The organism is Arthrobacter sp. PAMC 25486 (assembly GCF_000785535.1).
Lineage (GTDB): Bacteria > Actinomycetota > Actinomycetes > Actinomycetales > Micrococcaceae > Specibacter.
This window is the reverse complement of sequence record NZ_CP007595.1, coordinates 2019760-2046276: the sequence shown is the minus strand read 5'-3', so window position 1 is coordinate 2046276 and position 26517 is coordinate 2019760. Positions and strand designations below refer to the sequence as shown.

Annotated in this window: 23 protein-coding genes; 11 read left to right on the top strand and 12 right to left on the bottom strand. The window is 64.3% G+C overall.

Features of this window, described 5'->3' with window-relative positions; translation table 11 throughout:
- The first annotated feature begins 98 nt into the window (after nt 1–98).
- The 3 genes from art_RS09355 (at nt 99) to art_RS09345 (ending at nt 4887) form a co-directional block, all read left to right on the top strand.
- Nucleotides 99–2408, top strand: coding sequence for an HNH endonuclease signature motif containing protein (locus art_RS09355; RefSeq protein WP_082000217.1), 2310 nt, complete (start codon nt 99–101; stop codon nt 2406–2408).
- Between the two features lie 110 nt (nt 2409–2518).
- Complete coding sequence (locus art_RS09350) at nt 2519–4465, top strand: penicillin-binding transpeptidase domain-containing protein (RefSeq protein ID WP_038464363.1); 1947 nt, start codon at nt 2519–2521, stop codon at nt 4463–4465.
- A 140-nt stretch (nt 4466–4605) separates the two neighbouring features.
- Nucleotides 4606–4887, top strand: coding sequence for a DivIVA domain-containing protein (locus art_RS09345; protein WP_038464361.1), 282 nt, complete (start codon nt 4606–4608; stop codon nt 4885–4887).
- An 18-nt stretch (nt 4888–4905) separates the two neighbouring features.
- On the opposite strand, the gene art_RS09340 is transcribed toward art_RS09345, so the two are convergent.
- The 4 genes from art_RS09340 to art_RS09325 all read right to left on the bottom strand — a co-directional run bounded on the left by art_RS09340 (nt 4906) and on the right by art_RS09325 (nt 8825).
- Nucleotides 4906–5400, bottom strand: a complete 495-nt coding sequence (locus art_RS09340) for a hemerythrin domain-containing protein (protein WP_052136188.1) — start codon at nt 5398–5400, stop codon at nt 4906–4908.
- A 55-nt stretch (nt 5401–5455) separates the two neighbouring features.
- Entirely contained in the window at nt 5456–7015 is a 1560-nt protein-coding gene (locus tag art_RS09335; protein WP_052136187.1) for an ABC transporter permease, read from the bottom strand.
- Nucleotides 7016–7090: 75 nt separating this feature from the next.
- Nucleotides 7091–8140 (bottom strand): ABC transporter ATP-binding protein, encoded by a 1050-nt coding sequence (locus tag art_RS09330; RefSeq protein ID WP_082000215.1) that lies wholly within the window; start codon nt 8138–8140, stop codon nt 7091–7093.
- A gap of 10 nt (nt 8141–8150) precedes the next feature.
- Entirely contained in the window at nt 8151–8825 is a 675-nt protein-coding gene (locus art_RS09325) for a TetR/AcrR family transcriptional regulator (protein ID WP_038464355.1), read from the bottom strand.
- A 203-nt stretch (nt 8826–9028) separates the two neighbouring features.
- On the opposite strand from art_RS09325, the gene art_RS20990 reads away from it, so the two are divergent.
- The 3 genes from art_RS20990 to art_RS09310 all read left to right on the top strand — a co-directional run bounded on the left by art_RS20990 (nt 9029) and on the right by art_RS09310 (nt 10795).
- Complete coding sequence (locus art_RS20990; RefSeq protein ID WP_052136185.1) at nt 9029–9856, top strand: NUDIX domain-containing protein; 828 nt, start codon at nt 9029–9031, stop codon at nt 9854–9856.
- Between the two features lie 41 nt (nt 9857–9897).
- Nucleotides 9898–10149, top strand: a complete 252-nt coding sequence (locus art_RS09315; RefSeq protein WP_038464352.1) for a PLDc N-terminal domain-containing protein — start codon at nt 9898–9900, stop codon at nt 10147–10149.
- 73 nt (nt 10150–10222) lie between these two features.
- Nucleotides 10223–10795, top strand: coding sequence for a hypothetical protein (locus art_RS09310; RefSeq protein ID WP_038464349.1), 573 nt, complete (start codon nt 10223–10225; stop codon nt 10793–10795).
- A gap of 39 nt (nt 10796–10834) precedes the next feature.
- Here the strand turns inward: art_RS09310 and art_RS09305 are convergent, their stop codons facing one another.
- The 3 genes from art_RS09305 to art_RS09295 all read right to left on the bottom strand — a co-directional run bounded on the left by art_RS09305 (nt 10835) and on the right by art_RS09295 (nt 14297).
- On the bottom strand, nt 10835–12439 hold the full coding sequence (locus art_RS09305) for a carboxyltransferase domain-containing protein (protein WP_253901539.1): 1605 nt from the start codon (nt 12437–12439) through the stop codon (nt 10835–10837).
- 30 nt (nt 12440–12469) lie between these two features.
- On the bottom strand, nt 12470–13228 hold the full coding sequence (locus art_RS09300; protein ID WP_038469500.1) for a LamB/YcsF family protein: 759 nt from the start codon (nt 13226–13228) through the stop codon (nt 12470–12472).
- A gap of 79 nt (nt 13229–13307) precedes the next feature.
- Entirely contained in the window at nt 13308–14297 is a 990-nt protein-coding gene (locus art_RS09295) for a malate dehydrogenase (RefSeq protein ID WP_038464343.1), read from the bottom strand.
- Between the two features lie 122 nt (nt 14298–14419).
- On the opposite strand from art_RS09295, the gene art_RS09290 reads away from it, so the two are divergent.
- Nucleotides 14420–16282, top strand: a complete 1863-nt coding sequence (locus tag art_RS09290) for a lipase family protein (protein WP_216699592.1) — start codon at nt 14420–14422, stop codon at nt 16280–16282.
- Nucleotides 16283–16403: 121 nt separating this feature from the next.
- On the opposite strand, the gene art_RS09285 is transcribed toward art_RS09290, so the two are convergent.
- A complete protein-coding gene (locus art_RS09285; RefSeq protein WP_052136181.1) occupies nt 16404–17033 on the bottom strand; it encodes a malonic semialdehyde reductase in 630 nt (209 codons plus the stop codon).
- A 139-nt stretch (nt 17034–17172) separates the two neighbouring features.
- On the opposite strand from art_RS09285, the gene art_RS09280 reads away from it, so the two are divergent.
- Entirely contained in the window at nt 17173–18504 is a 1332-nt protein-coding gene (locus art_RS09280; RefSeq protein WP_038464340.1) for an ATP-binding protein, read from the top strand.
- Between the two features lie 75 nt (nt 18505–18579).
- Here the strand turns inward: art_RS09280 and corA are convergent, their stop codons facing one another.
- The 3 genes from corA to art_RS09265 form a co-directional block, all read right to left on the bottom strand.
- Nucleotides 18580–19575, bottom strand: coding sequence for a magnesium/cobalt transporter CorA (gene corA, locus art_RS09275; protein ID WP_038464337.1), 996 nt, complete (start codon nt 19573–19575; stop codon nt 18580–18582).
- Between the two features lie 42 nt (nt 19576–19617).
- Nucleotides 19618–20133, bottom strand: a complete 516-nt coding sequence (locus art_RS09270) for an Lrp/AsnC family transcriptional regulator (RefSeq protein WP_038464334.1) — start codon at nt 20131–20133, stop codon at nt 19618–19620.
- Nucleotides 20134–20285: 152 nt separating this feature from the next.
- Nucleotides 20286–21338 (bottom strand): nitronate monooxygenase, encoded by a 1053-nt coding sequence (locus art_RS09265; protein WP_038464331.1) that lies wholly within the window; start codon nt 21336–21338, stop codon nt 20286–20288.
- Nucleotides 21339–21355: 17 nt separating this feature from the next.
- Here art_RS09265 and art_RS09260 point away from each other — a divergent pair, with 17 nt between their 5' ends.
- The gene (locus art_RS09260; protein ID WP_082000214.1) at nt 21356–22279 is read left to right on the top strand and encodes an N-acetylglucosamine kinase; all 924 of its coding nucleotides are present in this window, start codon (nt 21356–21358) and stop codon (nt 22277–22279) included.
- A gap of 76 nt (nt 22280–22355) precedes the next feature.
- Here the strand turns inward: art_RS09260 and art_RS09255 are convergent, their stop codons facing one another.
- Complete coding sequence (locus art_RS09255) at nt 22356–23381, bottom strand: LacI family DNA-binding transcriptional regulator (protein ID WP_253901538.1); 1026 nt, start codon at nt 23379–23381, stop codon at nt 22356–22358.
- Between the two features lie 208 nt (nt 23382–23589).
- On the opposite strand from art_RS09255, the gene art_RS09250 reads away from it, so the two are divergent.
- Both art_RS09250 and art_RS09245 read left to right on the top strand, forming a co-directional pair.
- A complete protein-coding gene (locus art_RS09250; protein WP_253901537.1) occupies nt 23590–25482 on the top strand; it encodes a glycoside hydrolase family 35 protein in 1893 nt (630 codons plus the stop codon).
- A gap of 26 nt (nt 25483–25508) precedes the next feature.
- Complete coding sequence (locus art_RS09245) at nt 25509–26465, top strand: ABC transporter substrate-binding protein (RefSeq protein WP_157875225.1); 957 nt, start codon at nt 25509–25511, stop codon at nt 26463–26465.
- Nucleotides 26466–26517 lie beyond the last annotated feature (52 nt).

Below are 26517 nucleotides of genomic sequence, written 5' to 3'. Positions count from 1 at the left end.
AGCGCGTGGCCGGGTTTGTCGTGGTTTCCATAACATTATTAGAAGTATTATTCTAGAAAGTATTGCGGTCTGATTACGATGAGCGTATTGTTGTTGTTATGAGTATTCGGGAGCAGTTCCCCGGGGACCGGGGTGGTGGGGCCACACAGGATGTGGTGGCACTGCTGGCTGCGTTGACTCGTGCTCTTCCTTCCATTGAACACTTTGGGTCTGACAATGTTGAGCTGGCGGGCTTGCCCGAACGTCCCGTCTATCCGGTACCTGATCCGCTGCCGGTGACCCAGCTCTCCGTGGCACAAGACGCCTATGACGCCGCGATGGCATCCTTGGCTGAGATTAAACGCCACGAGGACGCGCTCGACGGGGCCAAAGCACGCTTGATTGCCCGTGCCGTCGGGGCAGCCGGTGTGGAGGCTGAACTGCTGGGACTGGACACCTGGCAAGACGGGATCGCGGCTTCCTCCACAGCGACGGAAATCGCACTAACCCTCGGCATCCCCGAACGTACGGCAGCAGCCCTGGAGTATCACAGCGTGGTACTGGTCAAGGAACGCCCCGAGGTGTTGGCCGCGTTGGAGGCTGGGGAACTTTCCTGGCATCACGCAACGATCATCAACGACGAAGTCCGTACATTGCAGGAAACCCCCACGACAACCGTTGAGGATGCGACCCTTCTGGAGGCCCGGCTGCTGGTGCTGGCAGAGAACACGACGGCGGCCTCCTTTGCCGGGAAGGCCCGGCGGGCGCGGGAGAAAATGCACCCGGAAACCATGGCAACCCGGACCAAGGAAGCCTTTCGCAAACGCACCATCAGCTGCGACCCCGGCAAAGACGGCATGTCCTGGCTGACCATGCACCTCCCTACGGTCAGCGCCTCCGCGATTTACACGCACTGCACCCGCCTGGCCCGCGCCATCAAGGCCGAGGCCCACCGCGCGCAGCACGCAGCAGACGCCTTCGGCACCGGCCAGGACTGCCGGGAATACAGGACCCTCGATCAGCTGCGGGCCGACATCGCCGCGATCCTGCTCCTGGGCCAGGACCTGCCCCTGTGCCCGGCGGGCTCAACCGGCGCCTCAGACACCGGCACTGGCACTGGCACCGATACTGGCACCGGCACCGCAAAGGGTGGGTCGCCTCCGGTGTTCGGAGATTCCGGAACTGCTCCGTGGCCTGCGAAAGGGGCTCAGGCTACGGCCGACCCCGGCAAGTCAACTAAGCCGGGCAGTTCAAGCGAGCCGGGCATGTCGTCCTTGGGGCAGGCCTGCGCCTTCGAGGTATCGCTGGTCGAGCAATTCGATGTGCCTCCCTGGTCACACGAGCGGGGCAGCAAGGACATCGTGGCCGGTGACGGTCCCGACCAGAAAATCAGCACCAGCACCGTTGAGGACCTAGGGACCAGCGGCACCGCGTCCACCGGGCAGCGTGCCCCTACCCCCTCTGGCCCATCCGTTAGCACCTCCAATTCATCCAGCCACCGCCAGGAAACCTTGGCGGAGGGGACAGTTCTGCCCGCCCACGCTGAACCCACAGTTCCAGCCGACAGTTTCATCGCACCGCTGGGCTCCAACGGATCCAACAGCTCCCACAGCGCACAGGACGCCGACAACTCCTCTTCGCAGGTTGCCGGAGATGGTGGACAGGAACCGGCAGAGGCACTTGCGGGGGAACTGGTCGGGGACGGGTCCGGGCTGGTGGGGTGGATCGTTGACGGGATTCCCGAAGACCCGCAAACCGAATACCAACAGCAGCTTCAGGAGCTGGCCCACTCAAAGGTCCTGACCGATCCGCCCCTGCCCGAAGCCCTGGTGATCGTCACGGTACCCTACCTGGGGCTGTTGGGGATTACCGATGAACCAGGGGAACTCGCCGGCCCGCAAGGCGGACCCGTCCCAGCAGAAATCGCCCGGAAACTCCTAGCCCATTCCTCCTCGTTCCTGCGCGTGCTCACCGACCCGATCAGCGGCGAAGCCCTGCCACTGCAACCAGAACGCTACATACTCCGAGCGGCAGAGAAAGCCGTGCTGCAAGCACTCGCCGGAGGCTGCTACGTCCCGAACTGTCCAAACCCTGTCATGGACACCGAACTCGACCACCTGCGCGCCTTCGAGTTCGGCGGCGCCTCCACCCTGACAAACCTGCGCGCGGCCTGCAAACGCCACCACACCCTAAAGCACTTCAAAGACGACAAAAACCGGCGCGGAGAACGTCGCAGCATCAACGAACCCGAACGCCATGGCATCAAACTACGCGGCTGGACCGCCAAAGTCACCGACGATGGCCGCGTCGGCTGGATCGCACCCAGCGGCACCTACCAACCACCACTGAATACCGACCCGCAACGACCCATGTACCCCAAATGGCTCAAGAAACTCATCAACAAGTCTCTCCACAAGCGCCGCGCCTAACTGTTTGCCGGGTAAGCCGAATGGCCAGATGTTCACGGCGCGTGGCCGCCGCGGCAGGGGCCACACCGTGTGGGGCGCTAGGCTGAAAGACAAACAACGTCAGGGAGCTCATGATTCGTCGCGTCACAGTATTTCTGCTCGCACTCGGTCTCGTACTTGGTGGGACAGCTTGTTCTCCCAAGGACGACGGGACGGCAACAGCCGCTGCACTGGCCAAGGCACTTGCCAGCCACACAGTGGGAGACTTGAGTTTCGACAAGGCAACGGCCGACGTCCAAAAGGAGCTGACCGGGCTCGCCGAGAGCATCGACCCTGTCTGGCCGGATGTCAGCGTTGGCAGCGTCGCCGTCACCGAGGACACGGCCCGTGTTTCACTGAACTACTCCTGGAAGCTCCCCGACCTGGACAAGCCATGGACGTATGCCACCGGCGCCGACATGAAGCGCGATGGGAACGGCTGGATCATCACCTGGTCCCCGGAAATGGTCGAACCCAAGCTCAAGTCTGGCGAGCGGTTCAAGCTGGCCAGCAGCTATGGCCAACGAGCCCAGATCCTCTCCGCCGATGGTGAAGCAATTGTGAAGGCCCGTCCGGTGCGCATCGTCGGCATCAACAAGGACGGCCTCAGTGAAGAAACAGCTGAATCCTCGGCCAAGGCTCTGGCCGACGTGCTGGGAATCGACGAACAAGGCTACCTTGACAAGGTCAAGGCGTATGGGCCCGTGGCCTTTGTCGACGCCATCACCTTGCGTGAGGACGCGTTCAATGAGCTGAATCAGGAGCAGCTCAACGCCATCAAGGGTGTCCTGGCCACGGCTTCCACCCTGCCGCTGGCACCCTCGCGCACCTTTGCCCAAGCCATTCTTGGCACCGTCCATGAAGCCACGGCCGAGGACATTGAAAAATCCGAGGGCAAGATTGTTGCGGGACAAGTTGTTGGCTCGGCAGGCCTGCAGGCTGCATTCAACGACCAGCTTTCCGGCACCCGGGGCGTGACCATCAGTGCCGTTCCCGCCGCTAAGGATGCTGCGGAGGATGCCACCGCTTCCCCCACGGACGACGCCGGGACCTCACCCGAGGATCCCAACGCACCTTTGACCGTCCTCTTCTCGAGCGACCCCGTCAACGGCACCGATGTGAAGACCACGTTGGTGCCGGGCCTGCAAAGCGCCGCCGAGGATGCCTTGGCTGATGTGACATCACCGAGCTCCGTTGTGGTCATGCGGCCATCCACGGGGGCTATTTTGGCATCGGCCAACGGCCCCGACAGTCAGGGGTACAACACGGCATTCCTGGGCCAATATGCCCCCGGATCAACGTTCAAGATAGCCACCTCCCTTGGCCTGCTTCGCTTGGGAATGACCCCGGAGTCAACGGTGACTTGTTCCCCTGAGTACGTCGCGGATGGCAAGAAGTTCCTGAACGCCCCAGGCTACGCACCCGAGGCGACAGGCGAAGTGTCCTTGACAACTGCCGTCGCGCATTCCTGCAACACAGCCTTCGTCTCCCAATTTGAGAAGCTGCCCCAGACCGGTCTGGCGGACGCGGCGGGCGCGCTGGGAATTGGCATGAGCAATGACCTTGGATTGCAGGCCTTCATGGGAGCTGTCCCGCGGGACTCCGCCGGCACGGAGCATGCCGCGTCCATGATCGGACAGGGAAAGATACAGGTTTCACCACTGTCCATGGCTGCGTTGATGGCCTCCGCGGTCAAAGGTGAAGCGGTTGCCCCGGTGCTGGTTGACGGACACGACGGTAAGGTCAAGCCAGCAGAGGGAGCAGCCCTGACAGGGGAGGAAGCCGGCGATCTGCGCACCATGATGCGTGCGGTCGTCACCGATGGCTACCTTGACAACCTGGCCGACCTGCCCGGAGCCGAGGCAATCGGCAAGACCGGAACCGCCGAATACGGCACCGAGACCCCGCCACGCACCCACTCATGGGTCATTGCCGCACAGGGTGATGTTGCCGTGGCCGTCTTCGTCGAAGATGGAGACCTTGGGGCTGTGACCGGAGGACCCTTGGCCAAGACAATTTTGGCTGCGGCGGCCGGGTGAGGGCCAGAAGTGGCGCGTTAGGCGCCTGAGCGCGGGCGTTTTGGAGCAGAACTAAGGAAATTTGCCGACTTGTGGCTTAAGCTGGCCTTGGAACAACCGATGCGGAGCAGCGTGTTCCGCCCGACGGTAAAGGCAGCGCCATGCACAGTTCGGATATTGCCAGTATCAGTTTCGCCACGACCAGGCTGCATGAGGGCTATGCAATTCCTGAGGTGGACGAGTTTGTGAAGTCGGTCCGCAAGGCAATGGAAAAATGGGAGGCCGGCCTGGCCGGCGGACTCGCAGCCGCGGACATCATGCAGGCCCGTTTTACCCCCATCAAGTTCTTCAAGGGGTACAACGAAAATCAGGTCGATGACTTCCTGGACGAGGCGGCGGAAACGTTCTCAGCCTATGAAACCGGCACCCGGCCAGCCACCTGAGAAAGCCAGCCGCCGGACTCAGGCTGCGCTGGCCGCCCAGCCCTCCGGCGTCGTGCCTTGGTCAAGGAATTTCAGCAGTTCACCACTGGCTTCGGCACCGAGGATCTCATCGGCCTGCGTGTAAATAATGGGTTCTTCCTTGGCATTGTGATCGCTGAGGAGGGCGAGCAGATCGTTGCAGGCCAGGCGCATTTCCCCGGCATCGGCGGAGCCCTGGAACAATGATTCCACGGCGTCCAGCTGCTTCCACAACAAGCCGTGCTCGCGGAGCATGACGAAGATCGGACCCATGAGCCCCGCCCTCTTCAACGGCGGGAACAGGAACTCTTCCTCGAGGTAGATGTGGCGGCGCAGCCCGGTCAGCGCCGCCATCAGCGGGCCGGCGTCGGCCGCAGGCTCGGGCGTGGCCTGGACACCCGCAGAATCGTCCAGCGACGCCACATAGGCTTCAAACCCGCCGTCGATTTCCCGGTGTTCAAGCTCCAAAGCCTGGCCCAACGTCAACGGTTCCACAATTCCTCCTGTGTCTTATGCCGGCTGTCCCTGCCGGACGGCTGCCACTTTCAGGCTACTCCGCCATGATGTCGCGGTTCCGGAAACGCCAGATTCCCAACACTCCAAGCACCACGGCGATCACGATCAAGACCACGAGCGGCGGCAGGGCGAAGCTCTCTGCAGGCATGCGGGGGACGGCGCCAAACGGTGTGGCCTTGATGGTTGCCTCGGAGAGGGAAAACAAAGGCCCGAACATGGCCACCACCACAGAGATGCCGTACACGGCCCAGCTCAGGCTGACGCTCAGCCGGGGCAGGAAACCGTGCAAAAATAACAGCACGCCCATCATCAGCAGCACGGCCGGCCAGTAGGAGAAAGCCGCCGCGGCCATGGCGGCACCTGTTGCGGCACCGTTGGAGGAGACACCGGTGAGCCAGCCGCCGAGCAGCAGCATCGCGGCAGAACCCGCGGCGGCCACGGCGATGTGCGCGCCGAGCCAGCCGGTGCGGGCGAGCGATCCGGCCAGTTGGGACTCGAGCCGTCCGCCGGATTCCTCGGCCCGGGCACCGGACAGGCTTTGCAGTGCAAAGGCGCCGGCCAGCATGGCGGTGAACAGCACGAACATGCCCATGATGCCGTTGAGCATGTCATGTGAGCCGCCGAGGAACGCCTTGGCATATGAATTTGACGGGTCCAAGACCGTGGTCATGGCTTTCGCCACGCTGCCGAAAAACAGGCCGGCCACGATTGCACCGAACAGCCAGGAAATCAGGGTGGCCCGCTGCAGGCGCAACGCCAACCCGATGGGTGAGGTCAGCACCGCGGTGGCGTGACCCGGTCCGCGGCGTTCGGGCAGCAGGCCCATGCCCAAGTCCCGGCGGGTTTCAATGCGTAGCGCCAGCACACAGCAGGCTGCGGCGAAGGCGAGCAGGGCCAGGAACGGCCACCACGTGTCTTGGGAGAACGAACGCATGTTCTGGCCCCAGCCGATCGGCGAGAACCAGCTCAGGGCGGTCACCTTGGTGTCGGACGCGTTCACATCCGCAACGGCCCGGATCAGATAAAAGACGGCCAGCACGGCCACGCCCAAGGAGTTCGCGCCCCGGCTGGAGGAACTCAGCTGCCCGCAGAGTGCCGCGACACCGACGAAGGCCAGCCCGACGCCGGCGATCGAGCCGCCCAGCACCCAGGAACCGGCGGCCGGCAGATTATCGGACAGGGCCAGCAGCGTGATCAGCAGGCCCGTGACGATGCAGAGCCCGCCCACCACCGCGTAGTTCGCCAGGCTGAAGGCGTGCCGTCCCAGTGCGGAGCCGCGCAGCAGTTCGGTGCGGCCGGCTTCCTCATCGGCGCGGCCGTTGCGGGTCACCAGGAAGATCGCGGCAAAGCCCAAGGCGACGGCGAGCGTCATCCAGATTTTGATGACGAGGATGCCGCCCAGGCTGCCGGCCGCATACGGCAGACCTGTCATCGCCGCAATGGCCGGGGTGTTGGCCACGTTGGCGTAGGCATCCCTGGCCGCCTGCGTGGGAAAGGCCTCCTGCTGGGAGGAATAAACGATGGGGATCATGATGGCCAGCACCAGGGCCCAGATCAGCAGGCGCAACCAGTTGCGGCGCAGGATGAACCGCACGGAGAGGCCGAATCCGGCCAGGGTGCCCGCTGCGGATGGGGTCCCAGCGGCGTGGAGGCGGGGGGGCCGCGATGCTCATCGCGCACCCGCTGCCTGCGCCGAGGCTGAGTCCGTACCAGTGGTGCCGTCCGTCCCGGTGGCGCCGGCCGCCTTGGTGCCGTCCGTCCCGGTGGCGCCGGCCGCCTTGGTGCCGTCCGTCCCGGTGCTGCCGGCCGCCGTCGTGCTTGAGGAAGCAACGCCGCCGTAGTGGCGCAGGAACAGGTCCTCAAGGGACGGTGGGCTTGAGACGAGCTGGCGCGGATTGAACGCGGAGATGGCAGCGAGCACGCCGCCGAGTTCGGCCTCGCCCACAGTAAACGTGGCGTGGTTGCCGTCCGTGACGAGTTGGTTCACGCCGGCAACGCCGCCGAGCACGGATGCGTCGCGGTCCAGCAGGACGGTGACCACGGTGCGGTGCAGATGTCGCAGTTCGTCCAGCCGGCCGGCCTCCACCGTCTTGCCCTCGCGGATGATGGTGACGGTGTCACACAGCTTTTCGACCTCGGCGAAGATGTGGCTGGAGAGCAGCACGCTGCGACCCTGCGCCTTCATCTCGCGGATGCAGTCCGTGAAGACCTGCTCCATGAGCGGGTCCAGGCCCGACGTCGGCTCATCAAGGATCAGCAGTTCCGCGTTGGAGGCCAGCCCGGCAACGAGGGCCACCTTTTGCCGGTTTCCCTTGGAATAGCTGCGCGCCTTCTTGGTGGGGTCCAACTCAAAACGCTCCAGCAGACTGTCGCGCTTGGCATTGTCCACGCCGCCGCGCAACTTGGAGAGGATGTCGATGGCCTGCCCTCCGGTCAGGTTGGGCCACAGGCTGACATCGCCGGGCACGTAGGCGATGCGCCGGTGAAGCTCGACGGCGTCACGCCAGGGATCGCCGCCCAGCAGGCTTGCGCTGCCGCCGTCGGACCGCAAAAGACCCAGCAGGATGCGGATGGTGGTGGACTTGCCCGAGCCGTTTGGTCCCAGGAATCCTGCGACGGTGCCCCGATCCACCCGCAGGTTCAACCCTGCCAGGGCGGTGGTGCTTCCAAACCTCTTGTGCAGCCCTTGTACCTCGACTGCCGGAACGGTGTTGGACATGGTGATTCCTTTACCTTGTTGCAGCTTCTCCCGCGAGGCCCGCGGGCGGGTTGGTCTTGGTGGCCAGAAAGGCAACATATTCATCAAGATAGGTACGGTCGGTGAAGATGCCTTCCGTGTAAACCTCCAGCGTGGGGAGCATGGAGTCGGCCATGTACTGGTCCATGACGGTTGCAAAATCGTCCAGCTGAATTTCCGGGCGCATGGCCAGGTTCACCAGCATGCTGCCGATGGACTGCTGCACCATGAACCGTGCACGGGCTTCCTCGTCGCGGCTGGGCACAACAAGCCCGCGGGCCACGGCGTCCGCGGTGAAGTCCACGGCCTCGGCCACCATGCTGTCCACAAACATGCGCCCCGCCGCGCTGCCGTCCTGGACGCTGCGCAGAATGTAGACCATGAGCATGCCGCCGTCGCGGGAGGCGGGCAACTGCGTAAACAGGCGGGTGGGTGGCGTGTTCAGACTGTCATTCTTGAACACGCGGTAGCGGTCCAGGACCGTGGAATCGCACTCGGCGCGCAGTTCCTCCTTGGATCCAAAGTGGTGGCGGACCAGCCCTGCGCTGACGCCTGCCCGTGCCGCAATGGCGCGGAGGGATTCACCGAATCCCCGCGCCGCAAAGCACTCGATGGCGGCGTCCCGGAGCCGTGCACGCCCCGTGAGATCTTCCTGAGCTGTACTCATGAATAGCAGACTACTCGCGTGTATAGCCGATGGCAATGGAAACTTTTGGTTGCCCTTTTGGGGTAGGTCAGGGGCGGCGGGGAGTGGCGGGAATGCGGGTGCGTGTCGGCATGGGGGAGGAGGAGACGTGGGTGCGTGTCGGCATGGGGGAGGAGGAGACGTGGGTGCGGCAGGGTGTGGGACGGTGGGGATACGATGACTGAATGGACACAGTTGCACAGCTTGCGCCGTTGGAAGACGCCTGCACCATTGTCTTGCTGCGCGACGGTGCGGCGGGGCTTGAAACCCTCATGCTGGAGCGGCCACACAACAGCCGGGCCTTCGGTGGGGCCTGGGTGTTTCCCGGCGGAAAGGTCGACCCCGAGGACCGCCTGAATGGAACAGGGCGCCCATTGGACGACCTTGCGGCCGCCCAGGTGGCCGGCCTGCGCGAACTGGCGGAGGAGACTGGCCAGGAACTGGGCCCCGACCAGCTGGTGTGGCTGGCCCAGTGGACACCCATGCACGCCATCCCGCGCCGCTTCAGGACGTGGTTCATGCTGGCGCCGGCGGCCTCGGACAAGGTGGTATTGAATCCTGAGGAGCACGAACGCTACGAATGGCTGGCCCCCGCGGCAGCCCTGGCCAGGCACGCAGAAGGCAAAATATCGCTCGTCCCGCCCACCTGGGTCACGCTGCACAATCTGGCCGCCATGGGATCGACCGCCCAGGCAGTCGCCGACGCCCGGAACCACACACCTTTTGCCTACAACACACACTTGCTGATGCCCGACGCCGGATCTCGCCCGGGTGCCACCGGAACCGACAGTGTTGGTGCAGCAAGTGACGCCGCTTGGGCAGGTCAAAACGGCACCACAGGCAACACCGGCCCCGTGCTGGCCACCGCGGTGCCCAACATGCGAGGTGTTCGCCCGGCAGGTGTCTTGTGGGATGGCGATGAGGACTACCCCGGTCCCGCGGCACACCCCGGCGGCCGCCACCGGCTGACCATGACAAGCCTGCCCTGGATCTTTGAACACACAGATTTTTGAACCCCGCCAACGAGACAACAACAAACTCTAAAGGAGACACCATGGCAGCGAAAAAACGCTGGAGTGACTTGAGCGTGCCAAAGCGCTGTGCGATTGTCGTGGCCGGAGCTGCGCAAATCGCGCTGCAGGTGGCGGCGCTGCGGGACATCTCCAAAAGAACCCCGGCGCAGGTCAATGGCTCCAAGGTGGGGTGGGTGGCGGCGTCGTTCATTAACTTCGCAGGCCCCATCGCTTGGTTCCTGCGCGGACGAAAAAACGAGGACCGCGGGCCCTCACAGCAGCAATGCCCGTGACAGTGATTCTTTAAGAATAGTTTCATTGAGGCTGCCTACGCTGGGCTTTCCGATCCACGAAGGCAGGCACGCCATGAATCTTCAATCCACCAGCAACCTGTTGGGCATCACCTTGCGCCCCTGGTCGGGGATGGCGCCAGCCAGGCTCGCCATGCACGGGCTCGTCCATGCGGCGATTGGCATTTTTGTGAGCTATTGGTGCATCAGGATCGCCGGCGGCTCGCTCCAGGGCGACACCGAAGAAGTCGCCAAGATTGCCTCGGTGATCCGCATGCTGGCCTTCCCGCTGACAGTGTTGGGTCTCCTGTTCACCCTCTACGGGCTGTTGCGGCTGGTCGTTGGCATCCTCGACCTCACGCCAAGGCACGGGGTGACAGGCATAGTCGTCATGGCAGGTTCGCGCCAATTCGGCGACGTCCTGCCGAGAATTGTCCAGGACCTCATTTTTCGCCGCGGCCGGGACAACTTTGGCCAGCGTAACAACGACAACCGGCGTATCCGCCACGAGCTCGTGCTGGAAACTGCGGGCGGCCTGAAAACCTACACCGTGAATCCGGGCATGGCCCTCTCGGTCCGGCAGGGCCAGCAGGTGCGCCTGAGCGTGAGCCCGCTGATCGGCTATGTAGCCACCTGCCAGGCGCTCTAGCCGGTCACAACTTCCGCAAGATCCGTACGGGCAGCAGGCTCAGCCATGTTCAACACGCCTGAACCGGACTGTCGCACCGGGCGCCAGCCCAGCGGCCCGGCCCAAATCTTCGTGCAGCACCACGCCCAGGACGGGGTAGCCGCCTGTGACAGGGTGGTCGGCCAGGAAGATCAGCGGCAGGCCCGACGGCGGCACCTGGATTGCACCGTCGACCATCCCCTCGCTGGGGAGCTCCGCCGAAGCGGCCCCAAGGGTGCGTTCCAGGACCGTGCCGCCTGTCCCGTGGGAATCCAGGCGCAGCCCGATCCTGTTGGATGCTGCACTGACCTGCCAGGGCTGGTTTTCAAACGCGGCCAGTGACGCCGGGGTGAACCAGGTGTGGCGCGGGCCCAGGATGAACCGCAATTCGGTAATATCCTGCGGAGACGGCGGGGCTGCTTCCGGAAATCCTACAACGCCCGTTGTCGGAGCCACGGGCAGGAACGTCCCAGCCGCAATAACGTCGGGGCCCAGCCCCGAAAGCATATCCGTGGCACGGCTGCCCAGGACGGCAGGCATGGTGAAACCTCCCCGCACGGCCAGATAGCTGCGCAATTCCGCGGTGCCCGGACACAGCCCCACGCTTAATATTTCCCCGTCGAGCAGCACAAACGGTGCATTGGCCGGTGGAGTGTGCAGGGCGCCGTCGGTAGCCGCCACCCTGAGCAGGATGCCTGTACCGGCAACCGCCACAATCTGGCTGCCGACCGCCTGTACCGCCAATCCGGCCATGACCATTTCCAAGCCGGCTGCGCCGGGCACGGTTCCGGGGTGGGTATCGCCCGGGGTGGTGCTGCTGTTTCCCACCATCCTGTTGGCACGGCGCAGGGCCGCCCGGTCCAGGGCACCGGACGCTGTGACACCCAGATGGGCAAAACCGGGGCGGCCCAAATCCTGCACCGTAGTGAAGGCGCCGGGGGTCAGGACTTTCAGTCCGGCCATTGCGCAGGCTGGCGGCTCTTGTGCCGGTGCCGGTGCCGGTGACACAGTGACGAGTTCCCGGACGGGCACAAATTGCACGGCATCCCCGGGCTGCAGCAGTGCCGGGGTGCCGGCGGTGGCGTTCCACAAGATCTCGGCGCAGTGTCCCAGTAACTGCCAGCCGCCCGGACTGGGGCCCGGGTACACTGCGGAGAACTCGCCGCCCACTGCAACCGATCCGGCTGGGACCAGTGTGCGCGGGCTGGGTCGCCGGGGGACGTTTAGCAGCTTCACCGTGGGACTGAGGTACATGAATCCCGGGGCGAAACCGCCAAAGGCAGCCAACCATTGCTGGCCGCTGTGCCAAGCCACGAGAGCCTCGGCGCTCAGCCCGGTGAGCCCGGCAACGTGGGCGAGGTCGGCGCCGTCGTACTGGGTCTTGATGGTGTGGACGATGCCGGGAGGTGGCTCGGGCAGCCCGGGAGGTGCGTTGACCAGCAAGGTCCGGATGGCCTGCACGGAGGCGGGCGAATCGCAGGTGACAAGCACAGTTTGGGCCGCGGCCACGATATCGATGACGCCGGGCGGGGTCTGCCGCCGCAGCAGGGCCTGCACGGCCACAACCTGTCCCAGAGAGCCAAGCTCAGCCAGAACAGCGGTTTCCCCAACATTAAGCAGGCGCAAAGGGCGCTCCACCCCTTCCCGATGCTCCACCTAGGCGAAACTGCGGATGGCCACGCCGGCGGAATCAAGCGCGGCGCGGACAGCGGAGGCCATGGCGACGGCTCCGGGGGTGTCGCCGTGCAGGCACAGGCTCTGCACATCGAGGGGAACGCGGGTGCCGTCGGTGGCAATGACTTCCCTGTCCACGGCGATGCGCAAGCCCTGTGTGACGACGGCATCCACATCATGGAGCACGGCGCCGGGCTGGGTGCGGGGCACCAGCGTGCCGTCGGGGTTGTAGGCGCGGTCCGCAAACGCCTCGGCTACCACCGTGATCCCGGCAGCCGCGGCCAACCGTCCGGCCTCGGACCCCGGGGAGACCAGCAGTGGCAGGGCAGGACCAAGTTCCAGCATGGCCGACACCACAGCTTCAGCCTGTGCCGTGTGGTGGACGAGCGCGTTGTACAAGGCACCATGCGGTTTCACATAGCGCACGGACGTACCCTCGGCACGGGCCATGGCCTGCAGGGCGCCCACCTGGTACAGCACCTCGTCCCGCAGTTCCTCCGGATCAACGTCCAGGAACCGCCTGCCAAATCCGGCCAGGTCGCGGTAACTGGGATGCGCCCCGATCGCCACACCGGCAGCTGCGGCGGCGGCACAGCTTTTCCGCATCGTCCGCGGGTCCCCGGCATGGAAACCGCAGGCAATGCTGGCGCTGGACACCTGCATGAAGATCGCCGCGTCATCGCCCAGCCGCCACGGGCCGAACGATTCCCCCACATCCGCATTCAGGTCGATCGCCGTCAGGCCGGGCTCATGTACGGAAGCCTCATCCATGCCAGGCTCATTCATCATGCCCGGCTCATTCATATCCAGGACAGTCACCTTAGAGGAGGCCCAATTCCGTGACAGCGTCACGTTCAGAGAGCAGCTCGGCCACCGAGGCGTCGATCCGGGCACGCGAGAAATCGCTGATTTCCAGGCCCTGCACAATGCTGTAGTCTCCATCGCGGGTGGTGACGGGGAAGGAGCTGACGAGACCCTCGGGCACACCATAAGAGCCGTCCGACGGCACAGCCATGCTGGTCCAATCACCCTCCGCTGTGCCGTTGACCCAGAGCCGCACATGTTCGATGGCGGCATTCGCGGCTGACGCTGCCGAGGAACCGCCGCGCACGGAAATGATCTCGGCACCGCGCTTGGCCACCCGCGGGATGAACTCATCGGCTATCCAGGATTGCTCCACCAAAGACGTTGCCGCGGTGCCGTTAACAGTTGCATGGCTGAGGTCCGGATACTGGGTTGCCGAGTGGTTGCCCCAGATCGCCAGCTTGCGGATGCCGGCAACACTGGCACCGGTCTTGGCCGCCAGTTGGGCCACGGCCCGGTCATGGTCCAGCCGGGTCATGGCGGTGAAGCGTGATGCGGGAATGTCGGGGGCGTGGGAGGAGGCGATCAAGGCGTTGGTGTTGGCGGGGTTGCCCACCACAACCACCCTGACGTCCGGTGCTGCGCCGGCATTCAGGGCGTGGCCCTGCACGGAGAAGATGCCGCCGTTGGCACTGAGCAGCTCGGACCGTTCCATGCCCGGCCCGCGAGGACGGGCGCCAACCAGCATGGCGACATTTACGCCGTCGAACGCCTTGACGGGGTCGTCGAAGACCTCCAGCCCGGTTACGAGAGGGAAGGCGCAGTCCATAAGCTCAAGGACAGTGCCTTCGGCGGCCTGGGTGGCCTGGGGAATTTCCAGCAGGTTCAGCCTGACCGGAACATCGGGTCCAAGCATGGCTCCAGAGGCGATTCGGAACAGCAGCGCATAACCGATCTGGCCTGCTGCGCCGGTGACTGTGACGGTGACGGGGGCATGTGCTCTCATGCAGCCAGTCTAGCCATGGGATCCGCGGCACAGCGGGAAAGCGACGGACGGTGTTGGCTGTCCACGGTTAGAGTTGGACCTTGGCGTTCGTTGGCAGCGCTGCGATGCTACGAGGGGGACGAATGCCGCAGGGCACAAAACAGGCAGAACCAGCCGCTGAACCAGTCATGGGACGGAGTTTGGGGGACAGGGCCAGGGCGTTGCCGGCCTTGTTGGCGAGGGCACCGTGGTGGCTCGTGCTGGCCGTTGGTGCGGTGTGTGTCTGGCTCGGTTTCAGCCTTGCCACCAAGCCGCTCTCATCCTTGGGCGCCCTGACGTTCTACGTGGGCGCCAGCTTCATCATCGCAGGCATCGCAGACCTGATTGATGATGAAAAGGCCGGATCCGGGCGCCTGCGCATGGTCTTGGGCGGCGGCTGGATTGCTGCCGGCGTCGTAGTCATTCTTTGGGTGGGCGGCGCCATTGCGGTATTGCCCATTTTCATTGCCGTGTCCCTCATAGTCTCAGGCATGCTCAGGGGGATTGGTGGAATCAAGGGTGCCGGCCGGCCCGCGGATGAACGCATCTCGGTCCTGGTTTTGGCGCTCGCAGACCTGATCTTTGGTGTGGTGGCATTGTCGTGGCCGGATGTGACGCTGCTGCTCGTGGCAGTGCTGTTCGGCATCCGCACGCTGCTGTTTGGCCTGGGCCGGATCTGGAATGCGCTGGCAGAAGCTTTCACGGGAGCCCGCAAGGGCCCGGCGCAGGACAAGCCAGGCATGGCGCGGCGATGGTTCCGCGTCATCGGTGCCGTGCTCTCACTGGCGCTGGCTGTTGCCGCGGCAGGCATCGGTGGGCAATTACGTGCTGGTGCCCCGGACGTTGCAGCGTTTTACGACACTCCGGCCTTAGTTCCGGCCGAACCCGGCGTCTTGCTCAAGAGTGAACCATTCACCACACTGGTCCCGGCAGGTGCAAAGGCGTGGCGGATCATGTACACCACCACCCTTGACGAGGGGCAGCCAACGGTGGCAACCGCCGTCGTGCTTACCTCGTTGAAACCCGCCAACGGACCGCGGCCGGTCATTACCTGGGCGCATGGCACCACTGGATTTGCGCGGGCCTGTGCACCATCGAACCTGTCGGATCCGTTCTGGTCGGGGGCGTTGCCGGCTTTGGATGAGATCGTGACCAACGGCTGGGTGCTCGTGACGACCGACTATGCGGGCTTGGGCACCGAGGGCACGCAGCCGTACCTGATCGGGCAGGGCGAGGCGCGCTCGGTGCTGGATTCGGTGCGGGCAGCAAAGGCTCTGGATCTCGAACAGGACGAGCTGGAGATGGCCGCGGAAACCGTGGTGTGGGGCCACTCCCAGGGCGGCCAGGCTGCACTGTGGACCGGCGGGTTGGCGCCTAGCTACGCTCCGGACGTGAAAATCAGCGGAGTTGTGGCGATGGCACCGGCCGGCGACGCCATCGGGCTGGTGGGGAACATGCCGAACATGGCTGGTGGCAGTCTTTTTGCCTCCTATGTTGCCGCAGCCTACGCCGACACGTACCCGGATGTTTCCTTCAACGACTACATCACGCCGGCGGCCAGGACGTTTGTGCGCCAGATGTCCACACGCTGCCTGTCGGAGCCGGGGGTGTTGGTCTCCCTCATCAGCGCCATCGCGATCGACAAGGACAAAACGATCTTCGCCAAGGACCCCACAAGCGGCCCCCTGGGGGAGCGGCTCCGGGAAAACACGCCCGTGCTGCCCATCCCGCACCCGCTGTTCATTGCCCAAGGCGACGCCGACCCGCTGGTCATTCCGTCGGTGCAGGACGCCTACGTTGCTGCCCGCTGCGAAGCCGGACAAGAGCTGAACTACAAGAAGTACGCGGGCAAGGACCACATGAGTGTCGTATCGCCCGGATCGCCGCTGCTCGCGGATCTGCTGGACTGGACCCAGGACCGCATCGACGGCAAGCCGTTCTCCGGCGACTGCGCGGACCTGCCTTAGCGGGGCGCCCTGGCAGGGCGCCCTGGCGGGAGCCCAGCCGGGAGCCGTAAAGAAAAACAGTGCGGCCCCTTCCTTTTGGGAGGAAGGGGCCGCACCGTTGTTGCGCCTTGCGGCGTGAAACCTACAAAGTGACCGTGGCCAGCTCAAATTCGAGGCGGTGCAGGCGCTCGCGGTCGGCAATGCCGTTGGGCTTGCCCAAGTTGACCACCATGAATGAGGAGTAGGGCGTGCCGGCGTTGAACTCGGCATCCATGGCTGGCGCATCAAAGCCCGTCATCGGACCGGCAGCCAGGCCCGCTGCGCGGGCGGCAACGATGAAGTAGCCGGCCTGCAGGTGGGCGTTGTTGACGGCCATGGTGTTGCGCGTGTCAGCGTTCGCCTCAAACATGGGCACCATGCCGCTCATGTGCGGGGCCGTGGTGGGGAGCAGTTCATGCCACTCGTTGGTGTAGCTCAGGAGGGCGACCATGGGAGCCGTCAGCGTCTTGGCCTTGTTACCGTCGTTCATGTGCTCAACCAGGCGCCCGCGAGCCTCTTCCGAACGGACCCAGGTGATGCGCAGCGGTTGGATGTTCATGGCGGTGGGGCCCATTTTGGTCAGCGCATAAACAGCCTGCAGCGTCTCATCCGAGATTTCCTCATCGGCCCAGCTGTTGGCCGTGCGGGCCTCCAGGAACAATGCCGCGGTGGCGTCGCTGTCCAGGATGAGTTCCTTGTGGAGGTCGGTCTCGGTGGCGATGTCGATGCTCATTGGCGCAGCTTTCCTTGGTTGGGTGGGGGTTCTCTACCGGTTCAGCGCGAAAGTGACGACGTTTGTTTCACGTTTTGCCATGACATGGGTCATAGTGCCAAGATGGCCGGACTGGCCAACGCAAAGGAGCGGCAGAGACATGAGCCCATGGACCATCCGGGATTTCCATTCGCAAGACCTTGAAGGCATCCTGACTCTGTGGCAGGCGCTGCGGGAAAACGGCGTGGAACCTGTCTATGATCTGTCCGAGGTGCTGGCCTCCTGCGAAAAGGACCACGCCGTTGTTGCCGTCCACGGCGAACAGATCGTTGGTGCTGCTGTTGGCCGGGCCGCCCACGATCAGGGCTGGATCGTTTTCCTGGCCACACTCCCCAGCTTCCGCGGACGGGGGATCGGCACACTCCTGCTGGCCGCCGTCGAAAACCGGATGGCAGCCCACGGCCTGAACAAGCTCTCCGCACTGATGCCCGAGACCGAAACCCGGGTGGAGGCGTTCACCAACAGGGGCTTCGTGGTGAAGAAGAACCTGCGCTACTTTGAACGCCGCATCCCCGTGCAGCGGGCCGAGCTTGGGGCGCTGGAGGACTTGGGCGGGCGCATTCTGCCCCGCGACCTGTGGGACCGCGTTGCCGGCATGGTGGATGAAAAGGAATTGCTGGAGCGCAGGCTCGTCCTGCCCCTGGCCGAGTCGGAGCTGGCGGAGGAATTCGGTGTGGTGCCGCCGCGCGCCGTCGTTCTTTTTGGTCCTCCCGGCACCGGCAAGACCACCTTCGCCAAGGCCATTGCGTCACGGCTGGAGTGGCCCTTTGTTGAGGTCTTTCCGTCGCGGCTGGCCGGTGAGCCGGGTGGATTGGCCGGTGCGCTGCGCCAAACGTTCCTGGAAATCGCCGAGCTGGAGCATGCCGTTGTCTTTATCGATGAGGTGGAGGAAATTGCCTCGCAGCGTTCTGGCGAGCCGCCGTCACCCATGCAGGGCGTCACGAATGAGCTGTTGAAAATCATTCCGGCGTTCCGCGATCAGCCCGGCCGGCTGCTGGTGTGCGCCACGAACTTCATCCGCTCGCTGGACTCGGCGTTCCTGCGCCACGGCCGTTTCGATTACGTCATCCCCATCGGTCTGCCGGACGCCCAGGCGCGCACGGCCATGTGGAGCCGCTTCATTCCCGCCCACGTCTTGGAGCAGGTGGCGGTGGCCGAGTTGGTGTCAGCCAGTGCCGGCTTCTCACCGGCGGACATTGAATTTGCTGCCCGCAGCGCCTCCCAGAAGGCCTTGGAAAAGGCCATGTTCGACGGCGGATCCCCCACCGAGGCTTCTGCCGCCGCTGCGGACGGTACGGATGTGCGGGCTCCGCAGGCGCGCGGCCCGGTGACCGCCGACTATCTGGAGACCATCGCCGAAACGAAGGCGACGGTGAGTCAGGAGGTGGCCGCCGATTTCCTGGAGGACATCGCCGCCCTCGCCAGGACATAACTCGGGCCTGAACGTAGCTCAGGCCCGAGATACGTTCAGGCCAGTACCTGGCCAAGGACGCCTTGGCCGGGAAGGTTAAAGCCAGGATTTGCGCTTGAAGATCACGTACATGAACAGACCGACCAGGAACATCAGGGCCAGCGCAAAGGGGTAGCCGAACGCCCAGTGCAGCTCGGGCATGATGTCAAAGTTCATGCCGTAGATGGACCCCACAAAGGACGGTGCGAACAAGATGGCTGCCCAGGAGGAGATTTTCTTCATCTGCTCATTTTCGGCGGCACTGGCCTCGTTTTGCCGGTTGGTGGTCAGGGTGCCGTCCACCGTCAGGGCATTTTGCAGCAGCTGGCGGAAGGAATCGGCCCTGGCTGTGACAATCTCAATGTGGTCTTCAACATCACGCAGGTAGCGCTGGAGTTCGACGTTCACCTGGTACTTTTCAAACCCCGCCTTGAGCTGTTCGAGCATGCCCTGCAGCGGGTGGATGGCCCGCTGGAACTGGATGACCTCGCGCGAAAGCTGGTAGATGCGCCGCGAGACGTGCGGATCGCCCGAGAATAGTTGGTCCTCAATCTCGTCGATGTCATTTTCCAGGCCGTTCACCACCGGCTGGTAGTCGTCAACCACCTGGTCCAGGATCGCGTATAGGACGGCCTCGGGACCCAGGGCCAGCAGCTCGGGATCGGCCTCGAGCCGGGTCCGCGTAGACGTCAGCCCCGGAGTTTCGGCGTGGCGGATGGTGACCACAAAATCCTTGCCGGTGAAGACATGCAGTTCGCCAAACTCAACGGCCTCGGTCTCATCGATGTATCTGGCGGGCCGCAGCACTGTGAAGAGGACGTCGTCGTATCTCTCAAGCTTGGGCCGCTGGTGGGCCTTGATGGTGTCCTCGACCGCCAGTTCATGCAGCGAAAACTCGGTGGCGAGCGAGTTCATCTCCGCGGCATCGGGGCGGAACATGCCAATCCAGGCCATGCCGTCGCAGGAATCCATGACCTCATACGTTTGGTCGAGGCTGTCGGGATTAGCGAAGCGCTTGCCGTCCACGTACACGGCGTTGTCAATGATGGTCACCAGCCCATTATGGGTGAGGTGGGCGGCAAATGTGTGCGGTTGCTAGTCCAACGGGCCCGTGTGCCCCGGAATATGCTTGAACACGAGCGTCGTTTCCGTGTGCCCCACCACGGGATCGGTGGTCAGGTTGTCCAGCACCCAATCGCGCAGGGCATCGGTGTCCCGAACGGCAATGTGCAGCAGATAATCCACCGAACCGGAGGTGTGGAACGTGGAGAGCACCTCGGGCAGCTGCGGCACGCGAGCCGTGAAGGTATCGATCTGGTCCCGGTCGTGCGCGCGCAGCCGCACCGCGATCAGCGCCTGCACGGCGCGGCCGATGGAGGCAAGGTTCAGCTTCGCCTCAAAACCTTCAATGGCACCGCGTTCCATGAGGGCGCGGGTGCGCATCAGCGCGGTCGAGGGGGCGATGCCCACAGCGTCGGCCAGATCCCGGTTGGTAATTCGGGCGTCGGCCACGAGGGTGTCGATGATCTGGCGGTCGACGGCGTCCAGCGGCTCGCTCTGCACGTGGCCTGGCACGGATTCCCGCCGAACATTCTTCGCCGATGCTGCCATGGTGTCCTCCAAGATTCGTGATGCTTGCGTCCAGTAACGCCGCGTGTGGCGTGCGTTAGTTCGCAATTCTAGCAAATTTCCGAACAAACGGACATAGAAACCGTGGTTGGGCTGCGGCTGCGCCCATGGTGTCAGCTGCACACCGCACGGACTCAGAGTTCGCGCAGGAATCCTTCCACGACAGCTGCCGCGGGACCAGCCTGGGCCGACCTCCAGCCGACACCCGCCCACAGGTTCAGTGCCTGCGGATCCTGCGCTGCGGAGGCCGCGGCGCGCAGGGGCGCGGTGAGGAAGTGGACCTCGGGATAGGCCTCTGGGGCGGTATCCGTATGGTCCTGCACAAAGGTGTTGACCAGGGCGCGGGCGGATTTTCCGGTGAAGGCGCGGGTCATGGCGGTGCGGGTGTAGGTGGGATTTGCCAGGGCGTCCTTGTGCAGGGGCCGTGCTCCGCTCTCGTCCGTGCGGATCAAGGCCGTGCCGATGGCCACCGCTTCGGCGCCCGCAGCCAGCGCAGCCCTGGCCTGTTCCGGGCCCGCGACACCGCCGGCACCAATCAACGGCAGTGCCACAGCAGCCCGGACGGCGGCCAGCAACTGGGGGAGGGTGGGTCCGTCTGTGCCGCCGCCCGCACCAGCGGTCCCCGGCGACGGTGCCAGGAACGCCGCGGTGTGGCCGCCGGCGTCGGCATGCTGGACCACGAGCGCGTCAACGCCGCTTTCGGCAGCAGCCAACGCCTCAGCAACGCTTGTCACCGACGCCACCACGCGCGTGCCGGCCCTCGCCAGCGCAGCCACCACCGACGCAGGCGCCAAACCAAACGTGAAACTGACAACCGGGACGGGGTCCCCAAGGAGCAGGGCAAGCTTTTCGGCCCAGAAGTCCTGCACCCGGGCGTCATCCTGCTCAAGCACCACGGCGGGCACATCGGCACCATATTTTGCAGCGGTGCCCTGCAGCTCGGCCCGGTAGCGGGCCAGGGCGGCAGACTGGTCAGGCGCCAGCGGCTCCGTCCGCGGCACAAACAAGTTCACCCCAAAATCGAGGCCGGTGGCACGCAGCGGTGCGATGTGCGCGGCGAGCTGCTCCGCCGTCTTGTACCCGCCGGCTGCGAAGGCAAACGCACCGGCGCCCTGGGCTGCCAAGGCAAGTTCCGCCGTCGTCGTTCCCCCGGCCATGGGCGCGGCTATCAAGGGTGTGTTGAACATGCCATTAGTCTAGATGCGTGAACAATAACACCCAGGACAGCCGGCTCCATCCCGCACGATTTGTGGGCCTCGACATTGGCGGCTCCAAAACCCGCGGCATCGTGTGGACGGACGGTGCCGTCACCTCCGATGCCAGCGTGGGCAGCACGAACGTGCAAAACGTGAGCGTGGAAACTGCCCGGGAGAACATGGCCGAACTGTTTGCCCGGCTCGATGTTGCCGGGGCCACCGCTGTCCTGGCCGGTGCCGGAGGCGTTGACACGGACGACGACGCAGCCGCCTTGGCCGGGCTCATCTCACCTTTTATGCCGGGCGCGCAGGTACAGGTGGTCCATGACACCCGCCTGCTGCTCGCCGCAGCGGGGGCCACCGCCGGGGTGGCGGTCATTGCCGGTACGGGGTCCGCCGCCTGGGGCATGAACGCCTCGGGGGAGCAGGCCCGCGCCGGCGGCTGGGGCTATTTGCTCGGCGACGAGGGCAGCGGCTACTGGCTCGCGCGCGAAACTGTGCGGTACAGCCTGCGGCGGATGGACTCAGGGGAACGTGCCGACGCACTGACAGCGGCCTTGTTGGACTACTGCGGGCTGGACTCGCCACAGGAACTCATTGCTCATTTCCACATGGGCACCACGCGGCGGTACTGGGCGGCGAGCTCGCCAGTGGTTTTTGCCGCGGCCCAGAACGGGCACTCCCACGCACTTGCCTTGGTGGAGCAGGCAGCCAGTGACTTGGCGGAGATGGCGGCCAAGGTGGCCGGCCAGCTGAACATCGACGGGCCCATTGTGCTCGGCAGCGGCATGGGCTCCAATGTGCCGGCCTTGCAGGAAGCGTTCCGGACCCAGTTGGCGCGGCGCGGCATCACTGATGTGCAGATTCTGGAACAGGATCCCATATTTGGTATTCCGCTGATCGTGGCCCAGGGTTTGCCACAGCAGGACTAACAGGCCAGTTGCCTGACCTGCGCCACTGCGCCCGCCTGCGGCCCGAACTGCCGGCTGCCAGGTGGCCGAACCGCCGCTAACCGGCGGCCGCAGGCGGTGCGGCAGTGCTGCCTCGGACCACGAGCGTTGGTGCCACCAGATCCGGCGGGCTGGCCAGTTGCGGGTTGGCAATTATCGCTACGAGGTGCTCCACTGCACGGCGCCCGGTGTCCTCAAAGGATTGGCGGATGGTGGTTAAGGGGGGATTTGAGTAGGGAGCCAGGTCGATGTCGTCGATGCCCACCACCGAGACGTCCTCGGGGACGCGGCGCCCCAGCTCGGCCAGGGCGCGCAGCACTCCGAACGCCATTTCGTCGCTGGCCACCAGGATGGCGGTGACTTCGGGCATGCGGCCAAGAATGATGCCGTTGCGGTAGCCGGATTCCGGACTCCAGTCGCCATGCAGTTCCGGGGGCACCTCACAGCCGTGTTCCGCCAAAGTGCGGCGCCAGCTGTTGAGCCGGCTTGCAGCATCCGACCACTCGGCGGGACCGGCCACGTGCCAGACAGTCTTGTGGCCCAGATCCAGGAGATGCGTGGTTGCCATCTCGGCGGAAATGTCCTGGTCCACGCCCACCAGATGGTCGCTCCAGGCAACGGAGCCGTCGGTGTTGATGGTGGGGATGCGTTCGGTGAGCTTGCGGATCTGCTCGCCCGCCTCCAGCAAGGGGGTGGCCAGGATAATGCCGTCCACGCCTTGGAACACCAGCCTGCCGACAGCATCGACCAATGCCTGGGAGCTCAGCGTTGACGCCACAGAGTTCACCGTGTAACCGGCGTCCCGGGCGCCCCGTTCGATACCCAGTGCCACAGAGGACCGGGAATAGTTGTTGGTGGCCAGGGTCAACAGCCCAATAGTCCTGGAACGTCCGGTCACCAGCGCCCTTGCCATGTAACTGCGGCGGTAGCCAAGCTTTTCGACCACGGCCAGGACCCGCTGCCGGGTGCTGTCCTGCACATTGGGGTGGTCATTGAGCACCCTGGACACGGTTTGTGCCGAAACACCTGCAGCTGCCGCGACATCACGCATTGCAGGGCCGCGGGTGTTTTGCGGATCAGGCATTCTTGTCCTCAAGGGTGGTTGGGCAAGCCGCGGAAGGGTGCAGCGGATGGGAACGGATTCAACTATAGGCCCATTTGTTTGCCTGTAACATGGCGCCAATATTTACCCAGATGGCCAGTCGCTTTCGGCGGGGCCGCACGGTAATATGTGAGTGTTATCCATAACAGAACGTCTTTCATTTCGTCTCGAACCAGTGCCAGGAGTTTAGTTGTCCACGTCTGCCACCCTGCCCGGGGAACAAGTCCCCGGCGTTGCGTTGTCCGAAGCACCACGAACTACTGCCCAGGCATTGAGCTATGGCGATCGCAAGCTCTACAAGAATGGGCAGCCGCACCGCGTCATCGCAGGAGCCATTCACTACTTCAGGGTCCACCCTGACCAGTGGCAGGACAGGATCGAGCGTCTCGTGGCGATGGGTGTGAACACGCTTGACACTTATGTCGCTTGGAATTTCCATCAGCCCCACCAGGACAAATCTCCGGACTTCACCGGTTGGCGGGACCTGGCCCGCTTCATCACCTTGGCTGGCGACGCCGGACTGGATGTCATTGTGCGCCCCGGCCCGTACATCTGTGCCGAGTGGGACAACGGTGGATTCCCGTCCTGGGCCATCTCCAATCCCGAGATGACCTTGCGGTCCTCCGACCCCTTGTTCACCGGCGTCATCGAGCAGTGGTTCGACCACCTCCTGCCCGTCATCGAGCCGCTGCAGGCTAGCCACAGCGGACCCGTCATTGCCGTGCAGATCGAGAATGAGTACGGCAGCTACGGCGACGACAAGGACTACCTGCGCTGGAACCGCCAGGCCCTCCTTGAGCGCGGCATCACTGAAATGCTGTTCACGGCCGACGGCGGCACGGACTATTTCCTTGACGGCGGCTCCCTGCCTGATACTTGGGCAACGGCCACCCTGGGTTCCCGAGGCCCCGAAAGTGACGAAGTGTGGCAGCGCAGGCGCCCGGGCGAACCCTTCTTCACGGTTGAGTTCTGGAACGGCTGGTTTGACCACTGGAGCGAGGAACACCACACCCGTGACGCCGTCGAAGCTGCGGCCGAGGCGAAAAAGATCCTGGACGTTGGCGGCTCAATCTGCCTCTACATGGCCCACGGCGGCACCAACTTTGGCCTGTCCGCAGGCGCCAACCATGACGGCGCCATCCAGCCAACAGTCACCAGCTATGACTCGGACGCCCCCATCGCAGAAGACGGCCGGCTCACGGCAAAGTTCCATGCAATGCGGGAGGCATTCTTTGCCGCCGCGGGCCGGGAACTGACGCCCGTGCCCGAACATCTGGAGAGGCCGGCACCCGTGCTGACTTCCGCCAGCGTGCCCTTGAGCCGCGGCACGACGCTGCTCGATTTCGTCCGCGCCGCGGAGCCCGTAAGCAGCATCAAGCCACTGTCCTTTGAACAATTGGGCCTTGACCGCGGCCTGGTGCACTACAGCGCAAAGGCCGTCCTGCCCGCCGGTGAGGCAACCATCAAGATTCGCGGACTCCATGACCGGGCCCAGGTTTGGGTGGACAACGCATTCGCTGGCGTCCTCAACGATGCCAACGGCGCAGACGGCCTCAAGGTCACCACCGGGGGCGGCATGGCCCGGGTGGAAATCCTTGTCGAAAACCAGGGCAGGATCAACTACGGCCCCCTTTTTGGCCAAGGCAAGGGAATCCTCGACGGCGTCCTGATCAACCAGCGCTACGTCTTTCACTGGGAACAACGCCCCATCGAACTGGAACTGCCGCTGTCCGAACTGCTTGCCGTCGGCGCCACGAAAACCCCTGCCGCCACGGACAGCCAGCCCGGAGCTGACTCGAGTAGGGGCTTCTTTAGCGGCACCCTGCACGTGGATGCCCCGGCTGACACGTATTTGGCGCTTCCCGACTTTGGCAAGGGCTTCGTGTGGGTCAATGGATTCATGCTTGGACGGTACTGGGAAATTGGTCCGCAGCTGACACTGTACGTTCCTGCACCCCTGCTCCGCACCGGCGAAAACAGCATCACCGTCCTTGAACTTGAGCACGGCGGGACGCAGGCACAGCTTCACGAAGAACCCACTTTGGGTCTTGTGGGGGTAACGTATGTGGAGGATTTGGGATAACGGGCAGGACTGAGGAGTGGGTGGCGGTGCGTCATAAGGTAAGTGCCGCTCTCTGCACGGCAGTTCTGTTGCTGGCCACCGCCTGCACACCCGCGCCCATCGTCACCATTCCCAGTGCTTCCCAGTCGGTGGGCCAGGCGCCGCTCATCGTGGGAATTCCTGAAGTGCCCGACGGCGTTTTGCCCGCCGAGGGTGCCTTGCTGGCGCACGTATACGCTGCCGCGCTGAACGCCGCGGGCCTGAAGTCCTCCGTCGCCGAGGCGCCAGCCAAGACAGGTACTCTCGTCTCAGGGCTGACGGCGGGAAGCTATGACGTTGCCCCGGCCTACTCCCGGCTGGTCTTGTCCGAAGTGTCATCAGCGCCCGCTCCCGCCGACCCCGGTGAGGTGCTCTCGGAATTGGCGGCCGCACTGCCGGCCGGTGTCATTCTGATGGATGCCACCAAGGCAGAAGACCGGGACAACATGGTTGTCACGGCCGTCACCGCGGAAAAGTACAAGCTCAAGAGCATCGCCGACCTGGCCAAGGTCTGTGACAAGTTGACCATGGGTGGCTCTGCAGACTTCAAGGGCAGCACTGGTGGCCTCCCAGCATTGGATCGCGACTACAAGTGCGTGCCGAAAGCCTACGAATCCCTGCTGCCAACCCTGGCTACCAGCAATGACGGCATCGTCTGGTCACTGTTGCGCGATGACATTCAGGTGGCTGACATCCACAGTTCATCACCGGCCATTGCGGACAATTCGCTGGTTGTGCTCTCCGACCCCGAACAGTTGTTCGTTGCCCAAACCATCGTGCCCTTGGTGGCAAAAGACAAGCTCAGCACCGACGTGCAGGACTTACTGAATAAGGTCAGCGCCGCCATGAACACCGAGGAGCTGGCCAACCTCAACCGGCTCTCGCAAGACCGCCACTATGGGGACGACTCAGAGGTAGCCGAGGCATGGCTGGTGCAAAAAGGGCTGATCAAGGCCAGTTCTTAGCTATTGGCCTTGCCGTGTGAGGCATGTGTGGGCGCAATTTCAGGCCGGCGTG